15 protein-coding genes, 7 tRNA genes, 2 rRNA genes and 2 pseudogenes are annotated in these 21,748 nt (G+C 38.2%); 6 read left to right on the top strand and 20 right to left on the bottom strand.

The annotated features are described in order from the left end of the window. Window positions 1-14: 14 nt before the first annotated feature. The 4 genes and pseudogenes from helD to D612_RS19940 all read right to left on the bottom strand — a co-directional run. Window positions 15-2,345 carry an RNA polymerase recycling motor HelD gene (helD, locus tag D612_RS0106780; protein ID WP_017754732.1) on the bottom strand — a complete coding sequence of 777 codons (2,331 nt, stop codon included), beginning with the start codon at window positions 2,343-2,345 and terminating at the stop codon, window positions 15-17. A gap of 367 nt (window positions 2,346-2,712) precedes the next feature. Next, on the bottom strand, window positions 2,713-3,690 hold the full coding sequence (locus D612_RS18675; protein WP_017754731.1) for a YobA family protein: 978 nt from the start codon (window positions 3,688-3,690) through the stop codon (window positions 2,713-2,715). Window positions 3,691-3,863: 173 nt separating this feature from the next. Beyond that, window positions 3,864-4,340, bottom strand: coding sequence for a sigma-70 family RNA polymerase sigma factor (locus D612_RS0106770; RefSeq protein ID WP_017754730.1), 477 nt, complete (start codon window positions 4,338-4,340; stop codon window positions 3,864-3,866). A 224-nt stretch (window positions 4,341-4,564) separates the two neighbouring features. After that, window positions 4,565-4,714, bottom strand: a pseudogene (locus D612_RS19940) (AraC family transcriptional regulator); the annotation flags it as partial. A 268-nt stretch (window positions 4,715-4,982) separates the two neighbouring features. Between D612_RS19940 and nhaB the strand changes: the two are divergent. Beyond that, entirely contained in the window at window positions 4,983-6,488 is a 1,506-nt protein-coding gene (nhaB, locus tag D612_RS0106765) for a sodium/proton antiporter NhaB (RefSeq protein WP_017754729.1), read from the top strand. 403 nt (window positions 6,489-6,891) lie between these two features. Here the strand turns inward: nhaB and glmS are convergent, their stop codons facing one another. The 6 genes from glmS to sigW all read right to left on the bottom strand — a co-directional run bounded on the left by glmS (window position 6,892) and on the right by sigW (window position 13,896). Then, window positions 6,892-8,694 carry a glutamine--fructose-6-phosphate transaminase (isomerizing) gene (gene glmS / locus D612_RS0106760; RefSeq protein ID WP_017754728.1) on the bottom strand — a complete coding sequence of 601 codons (1,803 nt, stop codon included), beginning with the start codon at window positions 8,692-8,694 and terminating at the stop codon, window positions 6,892-6,894. 411 nt (window positions 8,695-9,105) lie between these two features. Continuing rightward, entirely contained in the window at window positions 9,106-10,446 is a 1,341-nt protein-coding gene (glmM, locus tag D612_RS0106755; protein WP_017754727.1) for a phosphoglucosamine mutase, read from the bottom strand. A gap of 46 nt (window positions 10,447-10,492) precedes the next feature. After that, on the bottom strand, window positions 10,493-11,737 hold the full coding sequence (locus D612_RS0106750; RefSeq protein ID WP_017754726.1) for a CdaR family protein: 1,245 nt from the start codon (window positions 11,735-11,737) through the stop codon (window positions 10,493-10,495). Then, the gene (cdaA, locus tag D612_RS0106745; protein ID WP_017754725.1) at window positions 11,712-12,551 is read right to left on the bottom strand and encodes a diadenylate cyclase CdaA; all 840 of its coding nucleotides are present in this window, start codon (window positions 12,549-12,551) and stop codon (window positions 11,712-11,714) included. The genes D612_RS0106750 and cdaA overlap by 26 nt, the downstream gene beginning before the upstream one ends. Before the next feature lie 169 nt (window positions 12,552-12,720). Beyond that, window positions 12,721-13,320 carry an anti-sigma factor family protein gene (locus D612_RS0106740; RefSeq protein WP_017754724.1) on the bottom strand — a complete coding sequence of 200 codons (600 nt, stop codon included), beginning with the start codon at window positions 13,318-13,320 and terminating at the stop codon, window positions 12,721-12,723. A gap of 12 nt (window positions 13,321-13,332) precedes the next feature. After that, window positions 13,333-13,896 (bottom strand): RNA polymerase sigma factor SigW, encoded by a 564-nt coding sequence (sigW, locus tag D612_RS0106735; protein WP_017754723.1) that lies wholly within the window; start codon window positions 13,894-13,896, stop codon window positions 13,333-13,335. A 176-nt stretch (window positions 13,897-14,072) separates the two neighbouring features. Here sigW and D612_RS0106730 point away from each other — a divergent pair, with 176 nt between their 5' ends. Then, window positions 14,073-14,252 carry an aspartyl-phosphate phosphatase Spo0E family protein gene (locus tag D612_RS0106730; protein WP_017754722.1) on the top strand — a complete coding sequence of 60 codons (180 nt, stop codon included), beginning with the start codon at window positions 14,073-14,075 and terminating at the stop codon, window positions 14,250-14,252. A gap of 27 nt (window positions 14,253-14,279) precedes the next feature. On the opposite strand, the gene rocF is transcribed toward D612_RS0106730, so the two are convergent. From rocF to D612_RS0106700, 6 genes are all read right to left on the bottom strand, one after another. After that, window positions 14,280-15,182, bottom strand: a complete 903-nt coding sequence (gene rocF, locus D612_RS0106725) for an arginase (RefSeq protein ID WP_017754721.1) — start codon at window positions 15,180-15,182, stop codon at window positions 14,280-14,282. Window positions 15,183-15,522: 340 nt separating this feature from the next. After that, window positions 15,523-15,598: transfer RNA gene (locus D612_RS0106720), tRNA-Ala, on the bottom strand. 25 nt (window positions 15,599-15,623) lie between these two features. Further along, window positions 15,624-15,698: transfer RNA gene (locus tag D612_RS0106715), tRNA-Gly, on the bottom strand. Between the two features lie 29 nt (window positions 15,699-15,727). Next, a tRNA-Tyr gene (locus tag D612_RS0106710) sits at window positions 15,728-15,812 on the bottom strand. A gap of 17 nt (window positions 15,813-15,829) precedes the next feature. Further along, window positions 15,830-15,905: transfer RNA gene (locus D612_RS0106705), tRNA-Thr, on the bottom strand. A 19-nt stretch (window positions 15,906-15,924) separates the two neighbouring features. Continuing rightward, a tRNA-Glu gene (locus tag D612_RS0106700) sits at window positions 15,925-15,999 on the bottom strand. A 327-nt stretch (window positions 16,000-16,326) separates the two neighbouring features. Here D612_RS0106700 and D612_RS0106695 point away from each other — a divergent pair. From D612_RS0106695 to D612_RS0106685, 3 genes are all read left to right on the top strand, one after another. After that, the gene (locus D612_RS0106695; protein ID WP_017754718.1) at window positions 16,327-16,749 is read left to right on the top strand and encodes a helix-turn-helix domain-containing protein; all 423 of its coding nucleotides are present in this window, start codon (window positions 16,327-16,329) and stop codon (window positions 16,747-16,749) included. Between the two features lie 2 nt (window positions 16,750-16,751). Next, the gene (locus D612_RS0106690) at window positions 16,752-17,024 is read left to right on the top strand and encodes a hypothetical protein (RefSeq protein ID WP_017754720.1); all 273 of its coding nucleotides are present in this window, start codon (window positions 16,752-16,754) and stop codon (window positions 17,022-17,024) included. Window positions 17,025-17,182: 158 nt separating this feature from the next. Then, complete coding sequence (locus tag D612_RS0106685) at window positions 17,183-18,262, top strand: type I restriction endonuclease (protein ID WP_017754719.1); 1,080 nt, start codon at window positions 17,183-17,185, stop codon at window positions 18,260-18,262. 289 nt (window positions 18,263-18,551) lie between these two features. Here D612_RS0106685 and D612_RS0106680 read toward each other — a convergent pair. From D612_RS0106680 to rrf, 3 genes are all read right to left on the bottom strand, one after another. Continuing rightward, window positions 18,552-18,624 (bottom strand) — tRNA-Thr (locus D612_RS0106680). A 2-nt stretch (window positions 18,625-18,626) separates the two neighbouring features. Continuing rightward, window positions 18,627-18,701, bottom strand: a tRNA-Asn gene (locus tag D612_RS0106675). Between the two features lie 11 nt (window positions 18,702-18,712). Then, a 5S ribosomal RNA gene (gene rrf / locus D612_RS0106670) occupies window positions 18,713-18,829 on the bottom strand. Between the two features lie 371 nt (window positions 18,830-19,200). Between rrf and D612_RS20100 the strand changes: the two are divergent. After that, window positions 19,201-19,350 (top strand): annotated as a pseudogene (locus D612_RS20100) (helix-turn-helix domain-containing protein); the annotation flags it as partial. A gap of 13 nt (window positions 19,351-19,363) precedes the next feature. Here D612_RS20100 and D612_RS18985 read toward each other — a convergent pair. Continuing rightward, window positions 19,364-21,748, bottom strand: a 23S ribosomal RNA gene (locus D612_RS18985); the annotation flags it as partial.

Below are 21,748 nucleotides of genomic sequence, written 5' to 3'. Positions count from 1 at the left end.
ATTTGGATTCATCCTTATTGGATGAATCCATCGCGCAAAACATTTTGTAGGAATGGACTCGGTTCTCCTACGCAGTATAGCTGCAAATAATGCATCGCTCTGGTGCAGGCGGTATAGAAAACTCTGCGCAGGCTCTCATTACCATATACATGCTCCGATGCATCATAAATAATAACTGCATCAAATTCAATACCTTTGGACAAATACGATGGTACTATAACTACTCCTTGTTCATATTCAATTGTGCTGCTTTTTAAAAGCTTAATTCCATCAATGTTCGATAGGGATTCATATGCAATCCTACTTTCCTCAGCAGATTTGCATATGATTGCAATACTATTAAACCCTTGATTTCGCAAATCGGCAACTTTTGATTCAATACAGCTGTGGAGTTCTGCATGATCGAACAATTGTTTTAGTTTCGGTAGCTCGCCGTCACGATCAAAAGGAATAATTCTATTGCCGTTTGGAACAAGTCTTCGTGTAAATTCAATGATTGGTTTCGTTGACCGGTAGCTCCGTGCTAAATCGATTACTTCCGCTTCATCCCGTCCATATAGACTTGTAAGTGTGTGAAAATCCACCATTTCGCTGGCATGAGCAAATATTGCCTGATTAAAGTCTCCGAGCACTGTCATCCTTGCCGAAGGGAACAAACGTTTCAAAAACTCGTATTGAAAAGGGGAATAATCTTGTGCCTCATCAACAACGATGTGCTTTATCGAACTGTTCGTTTCAAAGCCTTGAATTAGTTCTTTCAAAAGCAAATATGGAGTAGCATCCTCATAAAAAAGTCTATCTTCATCTAGCGTTTTCAGTGTCGCCTGACAAATATCTTGCCACTCAACAGGTATATCCCCTTCAATCCACTGTTTGATCTCTAATTGATCAGAAAAAAGTTGCTTATAGATTCCCTTAAAGTTGATGAAGCGAAAAGATCGAATTCTACTTCGTAATGGCTTCCATTTCCGCTGAACAATCAAACGAGCCAGATCTTTTGGCTCTACCTCATAGTCCGCAATCGATTCACCTCTAAAGCCTCGTTTTTTCGCTAAATAGACACGTGCCTTATGGTAATCCTCATTGCTCAGCAACTCGATTTCCTCCTGTACCCATGGCTTTGTCCGTTCGGTCTTTTCAGCTTCATTTATTTGCTTAGTTAGCCAATCCATCAACTTCTCAAGTCTATTATGGAAGCGAAGTGAGGTGTCGCTACTATAAAAAGTATCTGCTATCTGTTGGGCAGTAACAATTGGTTTTCCTCTGAAGGTAATGTCTTTAAATATCATTCCTGATATTTCTAGAGACTGTCTATATGATTGGATCGCCTTAAAAAAACAAGTAGAGGCTTTAAATTTGATGCTTGCAACCCTTGACTTATACGAAGGGGTATTCGCTGCAGTTAAAACATATTCCAATTGCTCATATGCATTTTCAACTTGAAACTCTTTAAGCCGATGATTTAAATATTCTTGAAATGTGACCTGTTGCATATTCTCTTCGCCAAGTTCCGGCAACACATTGGACACATAACTATTGAACATCGTATTAGGTGAAAAAAGAATAATTTGATCAGCATTCAGACTATCTCGATATTTGTAAAGCAAATAAGCAATCCGTTGTAAGGCCGCTGATGTCTTTCCACTCCCCGCCGCACCATGTACTATGAGTAACCGTCCACGATCATGACGAATGATCTTATTTTGCTCCTGTTGAATGGTGGCTACTATATTGTGCATGTGGTTATCAGTCCCTTTGCCCAAAACCTGCTGCAAAATTTCGTCTCCTATAGTGAGACTAGTATCAAACATGGATTCTAAAACGCCGCTGCGGATAATATATTGCCACTTTTTCTCAAGCATGCCCTCAATTACACCACCGGGTGTTGTATACTTAGCTGGTCCAGGCTGATAATCATAGTATACACTCGAGACTGGCGCCCTCCAGTCGTAAATCAGGAAATTTTCACCACTACTATCACTAAGGGTAGCGATACCTATATAAATTTGTTCCTGCGTTGCATCTCCATCTTCAATAAAATCGATCCGGCCAAAATATGGAACATCCTGCATTCGGCGCAACGTGGATAAGCGCTTGGATGCATGTCTATGGGTGCTTTGGCTTACGGACAGGGCTTGTGCCTCTTGCCTTAGGCCAATAATGGTCTCAAGGTAATCATCAAACGTATCCGTATTCACCTTAATTTCATCCCAAAAGTGCTTGCGAATATGAACAACTTCTTTCCTACGTTTGACAGTTTCTTCTTCTAGTCTGTTGATTTCTTTCTTAATTGTCGCCATTACACTGTCTACTCGTTTTTGCTCCTGCAGAAATTCCGAATTCATAGCAACACTCCTCATTAAATATTTATTCAAGGGTTGACTAACACATCTATTATGTTGTATAATTAAAATAAGGGTATTTGTGAGCATTTGTTATAATTATACGATGTGTAACTATATAAATTTAACATAGTATTTCATTTTTATCAATGTATAACACAAATTCCGATTCACGAGTATTCAAATATAAACGTCTGTGCAAATTGTCCTTTCTGCTGTAGTAAACCCCGATATAAATTATGTGACTTACTCACTTATACTACTACTTAGGTTATATTTACCATTATTTGCGTTTTCCAGCTCGATAATAAATAACCTCTACGGTATTATGTCCGTAAGAGGTTATTTATTTAGGAAATATTTTTTAGTATTATTCTCCAACATCATCTAAAAAATCAACTTGTCGATTTTGAATAATCCAACCACTATCTCTATAAGAGTAAGTAATCGCTAATTCATATTTCCCGTGGAGCATATTTTCACCTTTTTGGAAAACTTCTACTTTTGTGTCATCTATTTTATTTGTTTCATAAGGTTGACCAATGGTTAAGATTACTGGTCCGCCTCTAGAAATGAGGTAGAGCTCGCCATCTTTTTCATTGTAAAAATCATTTGCAAGTTCTTGCGCAAGCTTTTCATCCATAACCTTCGTCATATGTTCTATCCACTGAGATTTTGAATTAAACATTTTCACTTTTCTCGTTTGTTCATCTACTTCGATTTCTTTATAAAGGCGGTTTTGAAATTCTGTTTCTAATTTTTCAACGGGAACCTCTGGGATGTTAGAAGAATCTTTCTGTTTATCCGCCACTTCCTTTTCAGAATCTACCACTTGAATTGTTAAACTTTTTTCACCTTGCTTTACTTCCACTTTCCATTTGTCATTTGTTGCATCATAATCTGTTGTTAAAATAACTGTAATGTTTTGCGAAGAAATTTCATCTGATTGTAAAGCTCTTTGAATCGCTTGAGCTTCAGTTAAATCAGAGTTGCCTGGCTTTTCCGTTTCCATTACGGCCGTTTTTGTGGCCTCAGCTTGACCAGGATAGGATTCCGCTACAATGTCAAACCATACTTGAACTTTTTCACCAATCTCAATGTTATCGTCAACATTGGAGAACCAAATCGCATTATAAAATTCAGATATACCACCCGATGAACTAAAATCCTGTGGGATTGGATCAATAACAAGGATTCGCCCATTTTCTTTTCCAACAACATATCCCTCAATTCCAGGTCCATTAGGAGCGCTGGCATTCCCTGGATCTTGATTAGTATTTGAATTGGCATCGCAACCAATAAGCATAATTAGCATACTACAAGTGATTAACAGAAAAAATTTTTTCATGTTTATCCCCCTATCCCCCATTTTTATTCAATATAGTTCATTCAATAGATTAGTCGCAAAAATAGCAGTATGGTTTCAAGATTTAGGGGATTTATTCGGAATTTGCTATGTTTAGTTTAGTTTAATGAAGTTTAATGGTTGTACAAACAAAAAGGAATCTCCACAGAAAACAGCTAAAAAATATGATCTTTTAAAAGCATCATTCCTTTACGCTGTTCTGTTTTTACTTTCCTATCCGTACATCCTATTATGTCGGATGTTTCTTTTATCGAAAACCCTTGAATATAACGTAAAACAAGTACAGACCGTTGCTCAATAGTACAATTACATATACATTTAAATAACCTCTGAATTTTTTTATCTTGAATAGCAATTTCTTTTGGTAATTGTAAATCTTCCTCATCTAGAGAACTTATTGAGTTTTGCCAATTTTGTCTTTTTATACGTTCTATAGCAACCTGTTGAGCTATGGAAAACAAATAAATTCTTTCATCACTTTTTCTATCAAATTGATCATATGAATTTAATACTTTTATGTACACCTCTCGAACAACGACTTCAGCTTGTTCACGATTACTCACCATATAAAATAAAAAATTAAATAGGTCAAAGTTATACTTTTCATAGAGGGTTTTAAATACTTCTTTCACTTTTCTACCTCCAAGACTTTTACTATCCTACATGCATAAATTTATTTCTTCCTTATTTGAAGGTGCACGATTGACCTTCACCTAAAAAGAATAGCGAAAACTTATTAAGAAAAGAGTAGGGAAATTCTTAAAGTTTTCTTAATTTTTCTACGTTATTCATAAACATTTATGAAAATGAAAAAAATGACTGTACCCCTATTAGAATACAGTCAACTTTTTATCATTTAATTTTCGCCTTTCTTCTTCACAGAGAACCAAATTTCACTATAAACATTATTCCTGTCTGATAGATCTCCCGTAAATGAAATATTTGGCGATCCTACTAATTCATAATCCGAAGAAGGGAGCCACTCTGAAGCCGTTTTTGCCCATGTATAACGCCTCGTTCATACTTTTTAGTACCGCTTTTCCCTCCTTGTGTTCATTTTAATAACAATCATAAAATAATACCCGATGAATAAAAAACGGTTATGGTCGGATATGGATATTTTAATGTACTTAAAATATATTCCATAGAAATTACATCATTATTATTCTATTTATTTTATTTTTGAATACTAATGTGGTAATGTGATAAAATAGTGTCTAACCTACAAATGTTGTTAGGAAAGAAATTTTTTATTATGGAGGTGTCTTATACATATGAAACAAATGAGTTTCGGTCAAGCATTCAGAGCAAATTTTCTAGGTAATGCTCCAAACTGGTACAAAACAACAATTCTAGCTTTTCTAGTGCTAAACCCTATATTGATGTTTACCGTCGGCAAGTCCTTTACCGGTTGGATGTTGATTATCGAATTTATTTTCACGCTTGCAATGGCGTTAAAATGTTATCCGCTTCCTGCAGGTGGACTTCTTGCGATCGAAGCCGTTGTGATAGGGTTAACGAACCCTTACTCGATCTATCATGAAATTGAATTGAACCTCCCTGTCATTTTGCTTCTAATGTTCATGGTTGCGGGGATCTATTTTATGAAGGAAGGTCTTGTATATTTATTTTCCAAGGTCCTAACGAGAGTGCGTTCTAAAGTCGCCCTTTCATTCTTGTTCTCTATAATGGGGGCAATTCTTTCCGCTTTTCTAGATGCACTAACCGTAACGGCAGTGATAATCGCCGTAGGATATGGTTTCTACAGCATTTTCCACAAATTTGCTTCTAGCGATAAAATATACGATAAGTATGATATCAATAACGACCACATTGTTGATGACAAATATCGCGAGGACTTAAACGAGTTCCGAGGTTTTCTGCGTAATCTATTGATGCACGGTGCTGTGGGTACTGCTCTAGGTGGTGCAACAACACTTGTTGGCGAACCACAAAATCTTATGATCGGCAACATTATGAAATGGGACTTTATAGATTTCTTTTTACATAGCGCACCTGTATCTATCCCCGTACTGATTGTTGGTCTTCTAACATCTATTACTCTCGAAATCACAAAATTTTGGGGATATGGATATCAGCTTCCTGAGTCAGTGCGAAACGTTATGGAAGAGGATATTAAGGAAAAAGATGCTGCAATGGATACACGCGGACGTGTACGTTTGATAATTATGGCTATAGCTGGTGTTCTGCTGATTTTCTCATTGGCATTGCACCTTGCAGAAGTTGGTATTATAGGTCTTATGATTATCATTATCCTTACCGCATTTAACGGGGTTACTGAAGAAGGTCGTATCGGTCATGCATTCGAAGAAGCACTGCCGTTTACTGCCTTGTTGGTTGTATTTTTTGCCATTGTTGCGGTTATTCATGATCAGCATCTGTTTGCTCCTATCATTAGTTGGGTACTAAACATGGAAGGACAAAATCAGCTTGTCGCTTTCTTCTTGGCAAACGGTGCTCTTTCGGCAATTAGCGACAACGTCTTTGTAGCGACCGTATATATGTCAGAAACACAAAAAGCGTTTGAGGCTGGTGGTATTGCGATAGATCAATATCAAAAGATGGCGGTTGCCATCAACATGGGTACAAACATTCCTTCCGTTGCCACGCCAAACGGACAGGCAGCGTTCCTATTTCTGTTAACCTCAGCACTTGCACCGCTGATTCGTCTGTCTTACATGGAAATGGTGAAACTTGCTCTGCCATACGCCATCCTTATGTCTCTTACAGGATTATTGGCAACTATGTACCTGTTGTAATCTGAAATTTGTTGTGGTTGTTAGTGGCATTCTCTTTTTGTCGAGGTAAAAAACAATGTTAATTCATTGATGGGAAAAGGTTACTCTTAAAAGCAACTCAGTAATTACATTCTTCAATAATTGAACGTAGCTTGGATTTTACTCATTCAAGCTACGTTCTTATTTTGTTCATCATTTAGTAGAAACCATTGTAAGCCCAAAACAAATAAACCGAGAATACGTACCAACGGTACGTTTCCCGATTCTTCTCTCCATTTTTTAATTCAGTTGAATAATACATACATAATGGTCTCGCCCTTTTCCCCCTCTTGCGTACCAACTTAATTACCGCAGGTACGAACTTGAATTACGAGGGAAGAACTTGGTTACAAAGAGACACATATATGTATCACAACTGTATCTATTATTCTACTGTTACTGATTTTGCTAGATTCCTAGGTTTATCAACGTCACAATCACGGTGAAGTGCTGCGTAATAAGCAATAAGCTGTAGAGGTATAACGGAAACTAATGGTGTCATTAATTCATGAACGGCTGGAATCACAAATCGATCGCCTGCTGATTCTAACCCTTTCATACTTATAATACATGAGTTAGCACCACGAGCATCAACCTCTTTTACATTACCGCGAATACCTAAATTTACTTGTTCTTGGGTTGCTATTGCGATCACAGGTGTACCTTCTTCAATTAAAGCAATTGTTCCGTGCTTTAACTCACCGCCTGCAAACCCTTCTGCTTGAATGTATGAAATTTCTTTTAATTTTAAGGCCCCTTCTAAACCGACATAGAAGTCGATGCCACGTCCGATAAAGAAGCAATTTCTTGTTGTGGCTAGATATTCACGTGCGATTTGATTCATCTCTTCTTTTTGGTCACAAAGAACTTCCATTGCATTCGCAACAATACTTAATTCACGAATTGGGTCAAAGTCTAACTCAATCCCTTTTGTACGTGCGGTATCAACTGCTAAAATTGCTAAAACCGCCATTTGTGCTGTATATGCTTTTGTTGAAGCAACCGCTATTTCCGGGCCAGCATGCAAGTGCAACGTATAATCCGCTTCACGGGATAAAGTTGATCCAGGTACATTCGTAATCGTAATTGCTGGATGACCTAACGCTTTAATTTTTACTAAAACAGCACGACTATCAGCTGTTTCACCACTTTGTGAGATGAAAATAAATAATGGTTTTCCCGTCAATAATGGCATATTATATGAAAATTCACTAGCTACGTGGACCTCAACTGGAATTTTGGCTAACGTTTCAATAAACTGCTTACCAACAAGACCGGCATGATAGCTTGTGCCACAAGCAACAATGTAGATACGGTCAGGATCCTGCATTGCACCTCTGATATCTTCATCAAGCTTAAGCGCACCTTGTTCATCTTGATATCTTTGGATAATTTTTCGAATAACAAATGGCTGCTCATCAATTTCCTTTAACATGAAATGAGGATACGTACCCTTTTCAATTTCACTTGCATCTAATTCACATGTAAACGAATTTCGAATTATTTCAGCGCCATCAAGGTTTTTAATAATTACGGAATCCCTCGTTACAATAACCATTTCTTTATCCATCAATTCAATATACTGATCGGTAACCTGCAGCATTGCCATCGCATCACTTGCCACAACATTGAAGTTATCTCCAACGCCAACAAGTAATGGGCTTTTATTTTTAGCCACATAAATACGATCCTTGTCTTCATTATCCAAAAGAGCTAAAGCATACGAACCCTTTAATTCTTTCAATGTTTTCCGAAATGAATCTTCGACCGTATCTCCATTATTTACAAAGTACTCGACCATTTGCACAATGACTTCTGTATCTGTCTCACTTTTTAGTTCAACCGTTTCTAAAAAACTACGTTTTAACATCTCATAGTTCTCAATAACACCATTATGAACAAGTGTAAAACGACACGATGCACTTTGATGCGGATGAGCGTTAATTCGATTTGGCACTCCATGGGTTGCCCAACGTGTATGACCAATACCCGCTGTTGCTTCTACCTCATTATCAATAGCTTCACGTAAATCTGCAATACGTCCCTTTTCCTTGAAATAATGAACACCGTTCCCGTTATTTACCGCAATACCAGCCGAATCATATCCACGATATTCTAGCTTTTCTAAACCTTTTAACAAAATTTCTTTTGCATCTTCATGACCAATATATCCTACTATTCCGCACACTTAACATCTTCCTCCTTGCCGGGGCAAGAAAGTGGGGCTCTCTTACCCCGTTGTTTATAATTGTAAATTGTTTTCTTAATCATACCTAAACGTTTATGCAAAGAGTTGCCTCTTTGTTTTCGCTTAAGTTTATGGTTGTGACCGCAACCAGGAGGCATCCGCCGAACATTCGATAAACCCCCACCTCGTCAACTATTCTTATCGCTCAGAATAGCTCAGGCGCTTATAAATCCATTTAACCCCTATCCACCTTTCTACCTCTAAATTAAAATTATCCATCTAATCTTACCTTAGTGCATTAAAATCGTCAATTTATATATTTCATCAGTAATAGTGGTAAAGTTTACAAACTCTCATAATATAAATATGCATAAGCGGATACACATGTGCCGCCTATGCATATTGTATTTACTATTCTCCTAGTTCTTCTTCAACAACTTTTACAACTTTGTCTACATAGTATTCACAAAGCTCTTTTGTTTGAGCTTCAGCCATCACGCGAATTAGAGGCTCTGTTCCGGATGGACGTACTAATAGGCGTCCATTCTCACCCATTTCTTGCTCAACCTCAGCTATAACTGATTGAATTTTTGTATTTGCGTCTGCTAAAGTACGTTCCTTAACACGTACATTTTTTAATATTTGCGGAAATTTTTCTACCTCATTAGCTAGTTCTGATAATTTTTTATTCGTTGATTTCATAATATTTACAAGCTGAATTGCCGATAACATTCCGTCGCCAGTAGTAATATAATCTAGAAAAATGATATGTCCTGACTGCTCACCGCCTAAGTTATAGCCGCTATTTCTCATTTCCTCCATTACATACCGGTCACCTACAGCCGTTTGTACACTATTTATGCCAAGTGCTTCAATTGCCTTATAAAAGCCAAGGTTACTCATGACTGTTGAAACTATCGTTTCTTTGTTCAATCTACCTCGTTCATGTAAATATTTTGCACATATATACATGATTTGGTCGCCATCAACAATTTTTCCATTTTCATCGATGGCAATCAATCGATCTCCATCACCATCAAATGCTAACCCGATATCCGCATTCTTCTCCAGTACAAACTTTGCTAAGCTTTCTGGATGTGTTGACCCTACTCCATCATTAATATTAAGGCCATCTGGATTTGTTCCCATTGTTGAAATATCAGCTTCTAGATCCGCAAACAAGTGAGGTGCAAGGGATGATGTCGCTCCATGCGCACAGTCTAATGCAACATGAATTCCAGAAAAATCCTCATCCACAGTTTGTTTTAGAAATTGCAAATACTTTTGTCCGCCTTCAAAATAATCATTTACTTGACCAAGATCTCCACCTGTTGGTCGTGGCAGTGTATCCTCCATGTCTAGTAGCTTTTCTATTTCTTCTTCTTGGTCATCTGAAAGCTTGAAGCCGTCTGAACCAAAAAATTTTATACCATTATCCTCAACTGGATTATGAGAAGCTGAAATCATTACCCCTGCTTGGGCTCCTAATGCTTTTGTCAAGTAAGCAACTCCTGGTGTAGAAATGACACCAATTCTCATAACTTCTGCTCCAATTGATAGCAAACCTGCCACCAAAGCCCCTTCTAACATATGGCCTGAGATTCTTGTATCTCTTCCAATTAATACTTTTGGAGTAGCTGTATCTCTTGTTAACACATATCCACCGTAACGTCCTAGTTTAAAAGCAAGTTCTGGGGTTAGTTCACTATTAGCAACCCCACGAACACCATCGGTTCCAAAATATTTTCCCATATTATATCGCTCCTTCAATATCAACGTACTGAACAGAATTTACCCACTATTCATTTGAAATTTGAATAATTGCCTTTGACGGGTTAATTTCCCATCTCACGTTTTGCGGGCCAGAAACAACCTCGATATCTAATTCATGTTCTCCATTTGTGTAACCACTCGTATTCAACCTGATATCAAAATCGCTTTGTTGTATTTCTTCTAATACCTTAGTAGCACCATATATCGTTAAATTCACCAAACCATCCTCAGGTGCAATTAATGTTACGTTTTTTGTTTCTAATATTCCATTTACTTTTACAGGAACACTCGTTAGTGTCTTGCTCTCTTCTGGCTCCACGTCAACTTTGAGGGTCAAAACTTCTGGATTAATATTTTTTACACCTTGTGGTACTGGGACCTTTACTTCTATTGTTTGGTCGCTATCTAATAAAGATAAATCCACTTCAATATTTTCAATCATTTCAACTTGATCAATAATCTCTATTGGACCAAAAATTGTAATTTCACTTGGTGTAACTTCAAACGTTTGAATACTTACTCCTTTTGGTAAATTCCCTTTTCGATTAATTTTAAATGGAACTTTTTTGTTAGGCGGAATAATTGGGACTTTGGCCTCCACTACCGCAGGTTCAATTTCCAAGTTTAGTTGAGCTCCGTTTACGTCATAAACATTTAATGCAACGTCCTTTTCAACTGTTTCCGTTGCACCATCTAAATCAACAAAACCTTCAACAAAGCCTATTCTATCAATTTCTTCTTTTGAACCTTTGATTTTTACACTATTCGGAACTGTAATTGGCTGTTCAACTACATACCCTTCTGGTAAATGGTCTTCATTTAATGTTTTGATCGTAATTGGCATAACCTGTTCAATCTTCTCTTTAATTGTTACATTTACGACTGTCGGGTCAATTCTAACTTTTAATTTTTCTGAAAAACCACTATGTTGCACCTCAACAGTATGAGTGCCCGGTTGTAAGTTTTGTAAATCAACAAAAACTTCATACCCGCCCTGAGCCTTTGCAGTTTTAATTGCACTATTAGTTCCTTCTAAATAAACGTTCACATTTTGTGGTAAGCCCGTTATAACATAGTCATCTGAACTATAGTACACATCAAGTGGGACATTCGTTAATGCTTCTGTTTCTTGGCTTATTGTTGGCAATATTCCTGTTGGCTTAGGAGTTGTCCTTGTTTCCATATTAACTGCCGTATAGAGCATTAACGCAATAAAAAGAGCTAACACTCTAATAAACCACGGACTATTTAACCACTTGTCGATTTTCATCTTTCTTCCCCCTCCAATTCCAACGTGATGAGGAAGTTGCCTTCACTTTTTTGGAAAGCTCTTCTGTTAGCATTTCTTTAAGCTTTTCATTCGTTAAATCCCGGTACAATTCTCCATTTTTTGCTAGCGATATATTACCTGTTTCTTCTGAAGCTATTACTGTAATGCTATCCGTTACCTCGCTTATACCTAGTGCAGCGCGATGTCGTGTCCCAAGCTCCTTCGATATAAACGGGCTTTCAGATAAAGGTAGGTAACATGCCGCTGCTTTAATTTCATTTTCTTTGATAATAACTGCCCCGTCATGTAAAGGGGTATTCGGAATAAATATATTAATTAATAATTCTGAAGAAATATTTGCATTTAGCTGAATACCCGTTTCCACATAATCTCCCATGCCTGTTTCTCGCTCAATCGATAATAGCGCTCCAATACGGCGTTTGCCCATATAGCTTATAGCCTTTACAACTTCTTCAATTGTTTTCGTCATTTGTTCCTCTTCATGTACAGCACTTCGTGAAAATAAACGTCCCCGCCCCAATTGTTCCAATGCTCGTCTTAATTCTGGCTGGAAGATAATGATAATGGCCAAAAATCCCCACGTTATCGCTTTGTCCATTAGCCATTCCATTGTGCTCAATCCTAAAGCACCGCTTAATAGCCAAACCGCAATGATAACAAAAATGCCTTTTAACAATTGGACAGCCTTAGTGCCACGAATTAGCATTAATAACTTATAGATTACAAAAGCAACTATGAGGACATCTATAATTTCGCCGATGTAATCTAATATTGAAAAATCTCCAACAGGCATTTTTACACTTCCTTCTATACATTATTCGTAACATTCTATTTTACCGTCCACTAATTATAACTACATTATTATAACATATTTTGGGTTGCAACCACTTTTTGGTGTTCAAGAAATTAGAAAAATAAAGAAAGCCAACTCATTAGACGATGGCTTTAACTACGTTATTCTATTAAATAATCTTTGTAATAAGTTGCTTCATATTATACCAAATCCAACCGAACATTTTATCTATTTCTTCTATTTCACCGGTAACATGCCCAGCAGAAGCGAGATATTGGTCTCCATTAATGACAACGACATCTCCTCTTACTTCTCCTTCTATTTTTAGGTCACCGTTTCGAACGATGACATCACCTTCTACTACTACACCCTCAGGAACGATGACGGTATGATCTTGTATCTGTAGGTTAGACTGCTTCGAAACTAACAATTGATTATCGTTATTCCAATTTGACAGCAGACTTCCGGACATTAATAAAATAAAAACAGCTGCTGCCACAAGCATTGGATGTCTTCTAAACCATCTTTTATATGTTACTGCCGACTTCTCTTTAGGCAACCTAGCCATTACATTATTAGTGAAATTTGCTGGCGCATGTATATTTGCAGTACTTTGTACAAATGCTATTGCTTTCTTTAACTCCTGAAAATGGAGCTGACACTCTGTGCATCTAAGTAAATGTTCTTTAAGTTTTTGCTGATCTATATCTGAAGCTTCATCGTCTAAGTATTTATGCATTAACTCCACATAGGTTTGTGAACATCTCATTTATCTCACCCCTTACACTTCCCGTAATCTATTCCTCAGCGCCTCGCGGCCCCGATGTATGCGAGTTTTAACAGTACCTATTGGCAGGTCAAGAATTTCACTTATTTCTTTTAACGATAATTCTTCTATATACTTTAATACAATTACCGATCGATACATGACAGGCAGTTCATTAATTTCTTGCTGAATCCATTGTTGAAATTCTAAATTCTCTACACTTTCCTCAGGCAATGGTTCCTCGGAAGCAATTTGCGAGTACATGGTAAGTCCTTCTGTTCCCTCAACCTCTGCATCTAAAAAGTAATCAGGCTTTTTCTTTCGCAATCTGTCAATGGACAGATTCGTTGCAATCCTGAATATCCACGTAGAAAATTTACGATTCGTATCATAGCTATTAATATTAACATATGCTCTTATAAACGCTTCCTGTGCTAAATCCTCTGCGTCATGTGCATTTCCAACAATTCGATAGCAAAGTTGATATACTTTATCTTTGAACAGCTCAACTATTTCTGCAAATGCATTTTGATCGCCTTTTTTCACTTGTTTTATTCTCTTTTTTATTATGGTTTCCATTTTTATTTTCCCTCCGCATCTGCGGCTAACCTAATTTACGGATAACTATGCAAAAAGGTTTCATAAACATAATACCTTTTTCTGAAGAAATGAACCAATACGGTTAAAAATTATTTTAGTGGATATAGATGATACTATAGAATAGCTAATTTCTTGGTATAAGGAGTGACGCAAACGTGTATTATCATGAAAAAACTGAAAATAGATTACTCTACAATATTGAACAATGTAGAAAAAAAATGCATAAGCTTTCTTCACATTTTTCTTATCAATCACAAGAAGTTATACTTATTAGTCAAGAATTAGATATGTTATTAAATGAATATGAATCATTAAAAAAAGAAAGCAGAAACTGAAATACCAATTACTGTTTTTCATTTGTTTTATAATATTTTTTCACCAAATAAAGAACCCATTAATGCAACTGCAAGAGAAGCTGTTTTATTTCTTTCATCTAAAATAGGATTTACTTCTACAAATTCTGCTGAAGTAATGATATTTGCTTCTTCAAGCATCTCCATTGCTAGGTGGCTCTCACGATAGCTTAATCCCCCAATAACAGGCGTCCCAACTCCTGGGGCATCGCTTGGGTCTAATCCATCTAAATCTAAACTTAAATGAACACCATCTGTTCGTTTTGATAAATACTGTATTGTTTCCTCCATAACTTTTGCCATTCCTAGTCTATCTATTTCATGCATTGTATAAACCCGAATACCCATATTACGAATTAATTGTTTTTCCCCTTTATCTAATGCACGTGCACCTATAATTACAATATTCTCAGGTTTTACTTTTGGACTATAATCTGCGATGTTAACCAATTCGGAATGACCTAGTCCAAGACTGATCGCAAGAGGCATACCATGAATATTACCTGATGGTGATGATTCAGCCGTGTTTAGGTCACCATGTGCATCATACCAAATGACTCCTAAATTTTCATAATACTTGGAGATTCCGGCCAAGGAACCAATTGAAAGGCTATGGTCTCCTCCTAATATTAAGGGAAAACGATTTGCTTTTATAATTCCCTCAACCTTCTCTGTGAGCTTCCCACTAACTTCAACTACTTCTTTTAAATTTTTTAAGTTTGAAGTTTTTACTTCCTTTCCGTGTGAAGGTCGTGTAATTTCTATATTCCCAAGGTCTATAACGTCGTAATTTAATTCATTTAATCTTTCAATTACCCCTGCATATCGAATGGCACTAGGTCCCATGTCAACTCCACGTCTGGTTTGACCTAAATCGATTGGTACACCGATAATCGATATCTTTTTTTTCATTAAGTACCCCCCCTGTAAATCCCTGTGGTAGCTGCTGTTAAAAACCATTGATTTCAAAGAACTCTTGCGTAACCAACTAACATATTGGTTTAATGAAAAAAATATTGCCACAAAGTTCCCTAAACATTACTCTAGCTACTATAGGTATATTTTACCTGCAATAGATTGAATGACTCAACTCAACATTATTTTGAATATATATACATTAACCCAAGGGAGGCTCTCTTTTAGATATAGAAGCAAATATGTACTGTTGTCTATACCTTGAATTAATGTTAGAAAAAAACAAAAAACGTTCAGAGCATGGTCCTGAACGTTAGTTATTTATATGTATATAAAATGGTGGAGACTAGCGGGATCGAACCGCTGACCTCCTGCGTGCAAGGCAGGCGCTCTCCCAGCTGAGCTAAGCCCCCGAACTTTTAGCAAAAATAGTTCTTTTGGAGCGGAAGACGGGATTCGAACCCGCGACCCCCACCTTGGCAAGGTGGTGTTCTACCACTGAACTACTTCCGCAAACTTGAGTATTTTTGTTTTAATTGAAATGGTGGAGGGGGGCAGATTCGAACTGCCGAACCCACAGGGAGCGGATTTACAGTCCGCCGCGTTTAGCCACTTCGCTACCCCTCCAGATATTTTAGGGAAAATGGTGCCGGCTAGAGGACTTGAACCCCCAACCTACTGATTACAAGTCAGTTGCTCTACCAATTGAGCTAAGCCGGCAATTTGAAATTGTATTAAATGGTGACCCGTACGGGATTCGAACCCGTGTTACCGCCGTGAAAGGGCGGTGTCTTAACCACTTGACCAACGGGCCGAACATAGTTAATTCCCACGTAAATAATTAATATTTCTTAGATGAATAAGCTGACAAAATAGATTATATACAATCTCCAACATATTTGTAAAGTCAAAGTTTATAGTTTTTAAAATGATTTATAAAATGGTTGTTAAAACTAAACGTTAACCTCTTCTTTTATAAGATATCCTTTTCATTAATGTTCTATAAAGTAACATTATACAATTATTAGTTCCTTTAAGTGACATGATAACATTTTGTTTATCCTTTTAGTAACATTTATACAAAGTTTCTTTCGGTAACATTATAATTAGAATAAGGTAGCATAGAAACGAGCTGATGATAATGGATATTTTAGCTAAGAGAATAAAACAACTACGTGATGAAAAGAAAAAGGAAAACAGTAAATATACTCAAGAATATGTTGCAAATTTAATAGGAATTGCAAGAGTAACTTATACTGCTTATGAAAATGGAACAAAAATCCCGCCTGCTGATGCAATAAATAAGATTGCTGAAATATTTAGTACAACAACAGACTATATACTTGGTAGAACGGACAACCCAAAGCAATCAATACCTTATTCTCACGAAGATTTTAATCAGCTATCTGAGATTAATAAGTTGCTTAATGAATATCAAATCGACGACATCGGCTTCTTTGACATCGAAAAATGGAAAAACATGAGCCGCAAAGATATCGAGCACTTACGAAGAACATTTGAATTGCTAACAAATAAAAACAATAAAACTAATAAGGGTGGATAGCCATGGGCGACAAAATATTACAACAGATTTTAACAGAGTTGCAAAGTATTAAATCCCAACTAGATGAAAACACCCAAATAACAAAAACAATACGTGATCGACAAGAAGAAACAGACGCAAAATTAGTAAACCTTTCCATGGATGTTCATAAAATAAAAGGTGAACTACTATCGTTGAAAGAAGGTCAAGAACGTCAAGATAAAATTCTTGAATCACTAGCTATGCGATCTCTTGAGCAAGAAACAGAGCTTCGTGACTTAAAACGAATTAAGTAATAAGTAACGGAAAAACATAAGCAACGAAGATATCGAGTACTTACGAAAAACATTCGATTTACTAACGAAGGAAAAAGACAACAAATAGATATACAACCAGACACACATCCAATGTTGGAGTGTGTCTTTTTTATTAATTAATGATTGGAGCTGTTAAAATGGAAAACTTTATCGATCAGATCAGGGGCATCTCGAGGCGAATTCAAAATGTGAAGAGTAATATTAGTACAGAAGAAGCAACAAAAACGTCTTTAATCATGCCATTTTTCCAAGTACTAGGTTACGATGTCTTTAATCCAGAGGAGTTTCTTCCAGAATATGTTGCTGATGTTGGCATAAAAAAAGGTGAAAAAGTGGACTATGCCATATTACAAAATGGTAAACCAATCATTTTGGTTGAAGCTAAAGCAATTAACGAACAGCTTGAAAAACATGACTCTCAATTATTTAGATACTTTGGAACAACTACCGCTAAATTCGCTATACTAACCAACGGGCTCGTATACCGATTTTACACCGATTTGGATGAACAAAACAAAATGGATGCCGCACCATTTTTTGAGTTTAATCTCTCAGACATAAGAGATACACAAATAATAGAATTAGCTAAATTTAGAAAAGGTGGATTTGACGTCGAAAATATTTTAACAACAGCTTCAGAACTTAAATACACTGGTGAAATTAAACAGTTTCTTTCTAAACAATGGGATAACCCATCAGATGACTTTATTTCTTTTATTATTGCGGATATTTACCCTGGTAAAAAGACGCGGAACGTCATAGAGAAATTCACACCAGTAGTAAAAAAATCACTTAAACAATTCATTAATGATTTAGTTAGCGACAAGTTGAAAGCAGCCTTAAATGATTCAGAAGCAGAACCTGCAGTTTCAACTGATTCAAAAAATGAAATACAAGAAGGAAAACTGGAAAGTGAAACGGAAAATACTCCAATCATAGTCACAACAGAAGAAGAACTTGAAGGCTATGTAACTGTTAAACTCCTATTAAAAGAAACTGTGGAACCAGAAAGAGTCTTCTACCGTGATAATCAAAGCTACTTTAATGTACTTTTAGATGACAGTATTAGAAAATGGGTATGCCGCCTTGGATTAAATAGCAAAAACAAATATATCCAGTTTAATGATGAACATCGTACGGTCGTTAATATTGATCAAGTCTCTGACTTAATGAATTATAAAGATAAATTACTAGCAGTAGCAAAATCATTTTTATAGGTAACTACAAGGACACACATCCATGTTGGTGTGTGTTTTTTATTTTTTCATATGAAATCGAGGAACTTAAAAAATCAACAAACATTAACGGCTTTATGCATTAGATTCTAATATAGAATTACCTGATCGTCGATCATTCCGCTTTAATAGAGAATCTAGCAAAATGCAAAAATACATATAATTGAAATTTAAAATCGGTCTCCTGTTTAGTCTCCCGAATATTCCAATCAAATAAAAAAGACTTCCCCTAGTATCGAGAAACCCTTGATATATCTATATTATTTAAATAAGCTTCCAACCGGGCTCGAACCGGTGACCTCTTCCTTACCATGGAAGTGCTCTACCTGCTGAGCTATGGAAGCATTGGCTCCACAGGCAGGATTCGAACCTGCGACCGATCGGTTAACAGCCGATAGCTCTACCACTGAGCTACTGTGGAATAAGATTTATGCTTGGCAACGTCCTACTCTCACAGGGGGACAGCCCCCAACTACCATCGGCGCTGAAGAGCTTAACTTCCGTGTTCGGAATGGGAACGGGTGTGACCTCTTCGCTATCGTCACCAAACATCTGACAAATGATAAACGGCGAAATACTACGTTGACTTCGCTTCCTGTGGTGCTCATGTTGTACCCTTTAAACGTACACTCCGCTCCTCGTAAGCTCGTCGCCTTGTCTTTCTTGTCCTGATTCGTCATTACTATTTACTTGAAGTTTGTTCCTTCAAAACTAGATAACAGTCATTCATATCTACTGCGTTTTTTTGTCCAGCTTCAGCTCCCAGCGACTTCTAAACTTCGCTCATCTCCCTACGATAAGTCAACATTGACTCACTTTGTTCGTCTTGTTTCCTTTATCTTTTATCCTATTAGTAACATTTATACAAAGTTTCTTTCGGTAACATTATAATTAGAATAAGGTAGCATAGAAACGAGCTGATGATAATGGATATTTTAGCTAAGAGAATAAAACAACTACGTGATGAAAAGAAAAAGGAAAACAGTAAATATACTCAAGAATATGTTGCAAATTTAATAGGAATTGCAAGAGTAACTTATACTGCTTATGAAAATGGAACAAAAATCCCGCCTGCTGATGCAATAAATAAGATTGCTGAAATATTTAGTACAACAACAGACTATATACTTGGTAGAACGGACAACCCAAAGCAATCAATACCTTATTCTCACGAAGATTTTAATCAGCTATCTGAGATTAATAAGTTGCTTAATGAATATCAAATCGACGACATCGGCTTCTTTGACATCGAAAAATGGAAAAACATGAGCCGCAAAGATATCGAGCACTTACGAAGAACATTTGAATTGCTAACAAATAAAAACAATAAAACTAATAAGGGTGGATAGCCATGGGCGACAAAATATTACAACAGATTTTAACAGAGTTGCAAAGTATTAAATCCCAACTAGATGATTGCCTCCATGGAAGCTGGCGCTCCCACTTCCCAGGCTCCTACCTATCCTGTACAAGCTGTACCAAAATTCAATATCAGGCTGCAGTAAAGCTCCACGGGGTCTTTCCGTCCTGTCGCGGGTAACCTGCATCTTCACAGGTACTATGATTTCACCGAGTCTCTCGTTGAGACAGTGCCCAAGTCGTTACACCTTTCGTGCGGGTCAGAACTTACCTGACAAGGAATTTCGCTACCTTAGGACCGTTATAGTTACGGCCGCCGTTTACTGGGGCTTCGATTCAAAGCTTCTCTTGCGATAACCTCTCCTCTTAACCTTCCAGCACCGGGCAGGTGTCAGCCCCTATACTTCGCCTTACGGCTTCGCAGAGACCTGTGTTTTTGCTAAACAGTCGCTTGGGCCTATTCACTGCGGCTCTCTCACGCTTGCACGCTATCAGAGCACCCCTTCTCCCGAAGTTACGGGGTCATTTTGCCGAGTTCCTTAACGAGAGTTCTCTCGCGCATCTTAGGATTCTCTCCTCGCCTACCTGTGTCGGTTTGCGGTACGGGCACCTTCTACCTCGCTAGAAGCTTTTCTTGGCAGTGTGGAATCAGGAACTTCGGTACTGTTTTTCCCTCGCCATCACAGCTCAGCCTTTTCGAGAAGCGGATTTGCCTACTTCTCAGCCTACCTGCTTGGACGCGCATTTCCAACAGCGCGCTTGCCCTATCCTCCTGCGTCCCTCCATTGCTTCGAAGGGGGTCTTTGCGCTTTAGCGCTTAGTGCCCCTTGTCCCCTTGCGGGAAAACGGTAATGAGGTGGTACAGGAATTTCAACCTGTTGGCCATCGCCTACGCCTTTCGGCCTCGGCTTAGGTCCCGACTTACCCTGAGCGGACGAGCCTTCCTCAGGAAACCTTAGGCTTTCGATGGACAGGATTCTCACCTGTCTTTTCGCTACTTACACCGGCATTCTCACTTCTAAGCGCTCCACCAGTCCTTCCGGTCTAGCTTCAATGCCCTTAGAACGCTCCCCTACCGCGAACATTTCTGTTCACCCACAGCTTCGGTGGTACGTTTAGCCCCGTTACATTTTCGGCGCAGAGTCACTCGACCAGTGAGCTATTACGCACTCTTTAAATGGTGGCTGCTTCTAAGCCAACATCCTGGTTGTCTGGGCAACTCCACATCCTTTGCCACTTAACGTACACTTTGGGACCTTAGCTGGTGGTCTGGGCTGTTTCCCTCTTGACCACGGACCTTATCACTCGTAGTCTGACTCCTAAGCATAAGTGCTTGGCATTCGGAGTTTGACTGAATTCGGTAACCCGATGGGGGCCCCTAGTCCAATCAGTGCTCTACCTCCAAGACTCTTTTCTTAAGGCTAGCCCTAAAGCTATTTCGGGGAGAACCAGCTATCTCCAAGTTCGATTGGAATTTCTCCGCTACCCACACCTCATCCCCGCACTTTTCAACGTGCGTGGGTTCGGGCCTCCAGTAGGTGTTACCCTACCTTCACCCTGGACATGGGTAGATCACCTGGTTTCGGGTCTACGACCTCGTACTTACTCGCCCTCTTAAGACTCGCTTTCGCTGCGGCTCCGTTTCTTCAACTTAACCTTGCACGAGATCGTAACTCGCCGGTTCATTCTACAAAAGGCACGCCATCACCCTTGAACGGGCTCTGACTACTTGTAGGCACACGGTTTCAGGTTCTCTTTCACTCCCCTCCCGGGGTGCTTTTCACCTTTCCCTCACGGTACTGGTTCACTATCGGTCACTAGGGAGTATTTAGCCTTGGGAGATGGTCCTCCCTGCTTCCGACGGGATTTCTCGTGTCCCGCCGTACTCAGGATCCACTCAAGAGTGAATGATGTTTCAGCTACAGGGCTGTTACCTTCTTCGGCCGACCTTTCCATGTCGCTTCACCTACATCATTCTTTTGTAACTCCGTTTTGAGTGTCCTACAACCCCAAGAGGCAAGCCTCTTGGTTTGGGCTTCTTCCGTTTCGCTCGCCGCTACTTAGGAAATCGCGTTTGCTTTCTCTTCCTCCGGGTACTTAGATGTTTCA

Origin of the sequence: Calidifontibacillus oryziterrae, assembly GCF_000331575.1 — a bacterium.
Taxonomy (GTDB): Bacteria; Bacillota; Bacilli; order Bacillales; family Bacillaceae_J; genus Calidifontibacillus_A; species Calidifontibacillus_A oryziterrae.
This window is presented reverse-complemented; position numbering and strand designations above follow the sequence as displayed.

Coding starts and splice junctions, on each gene's coding strand:
- helD (WP_017754732.1), bottom strand. CDS start 2,345: ATGAATTCGGAATTTCTGCAGGAGCAAAAACGAGTAGACAGTGTAATG.
- D612_RS18675 (WP_017754731.1), bottom strand. CDS start 3,690: ATGAAAAAATTTTTTCTGTTAATCACTTGTAGTATGCTAATTATGCTT.
- nhaB (WP_017754729.1), top strand. CDS start 4,983: ATGAAACAAATGAGTTTCGGTCAAGCATTCAGAGCAAATTTTCTAGGT.
- glmM (WP_017754727.1), bottom strand. CDS start 10,446: ATGGGAAAATATTTTGGAACCGATGGTGTTCGTGGGGTTGCTAATAGT.
- D612_RS0106750 (WP_017754726.1), bottom strand. CDS start 11,737: ATGAAAATCGACAAGTGGTTAAATAGTCCGTGGTTTATTAGAGTGTTA.
- cdaA (WP_017754725.1), bottom strand. CDS start 12,551: ATGCCTGTTGGAGATTTTTCAATATTAGATTACATCGGCGAAATTATA.
- D612_RS0106740 (WP_017754724.1), bottom strand. CDS start 13,320: ATGAGATGTTCACAAACCTATGTGGAGTTAATGCATAAATACTTAGAC.
- sigW (WP_017754723.1), bottom strand. CDS start 13,896: ATGGAAACCATAATAAAAAAGAGAATAAAACAAGTGAAAAAAGGCGAT.
- rocF (WP_017754721.1), bottom strand. CDS start 15,182: ATGAAAAAAAAGATATCGATTATCGGTGTACCAATCGATTTAGGTCAA.
- D612_RS0106695 (WP_017754718.1), top strand. CDS start 16,327: ATGGATATTTTAGCTAAGAGAATAAAACAACTACGTGATGAAAAGAAA.
- D612_RS0106690 (WP_017754720.1), top strand. CDS start 16,752: ATGGGCGACAAAATATTACAACAGATTTTAACAGAGTTGCAAAGTATT.
- D612_RS0106685 (WP_017754719.1), top strand. CDS start 17,183: ATGGAAAACTTTATCGATCAGATCAGGGGCATCTCGAGGCGAATTCAA.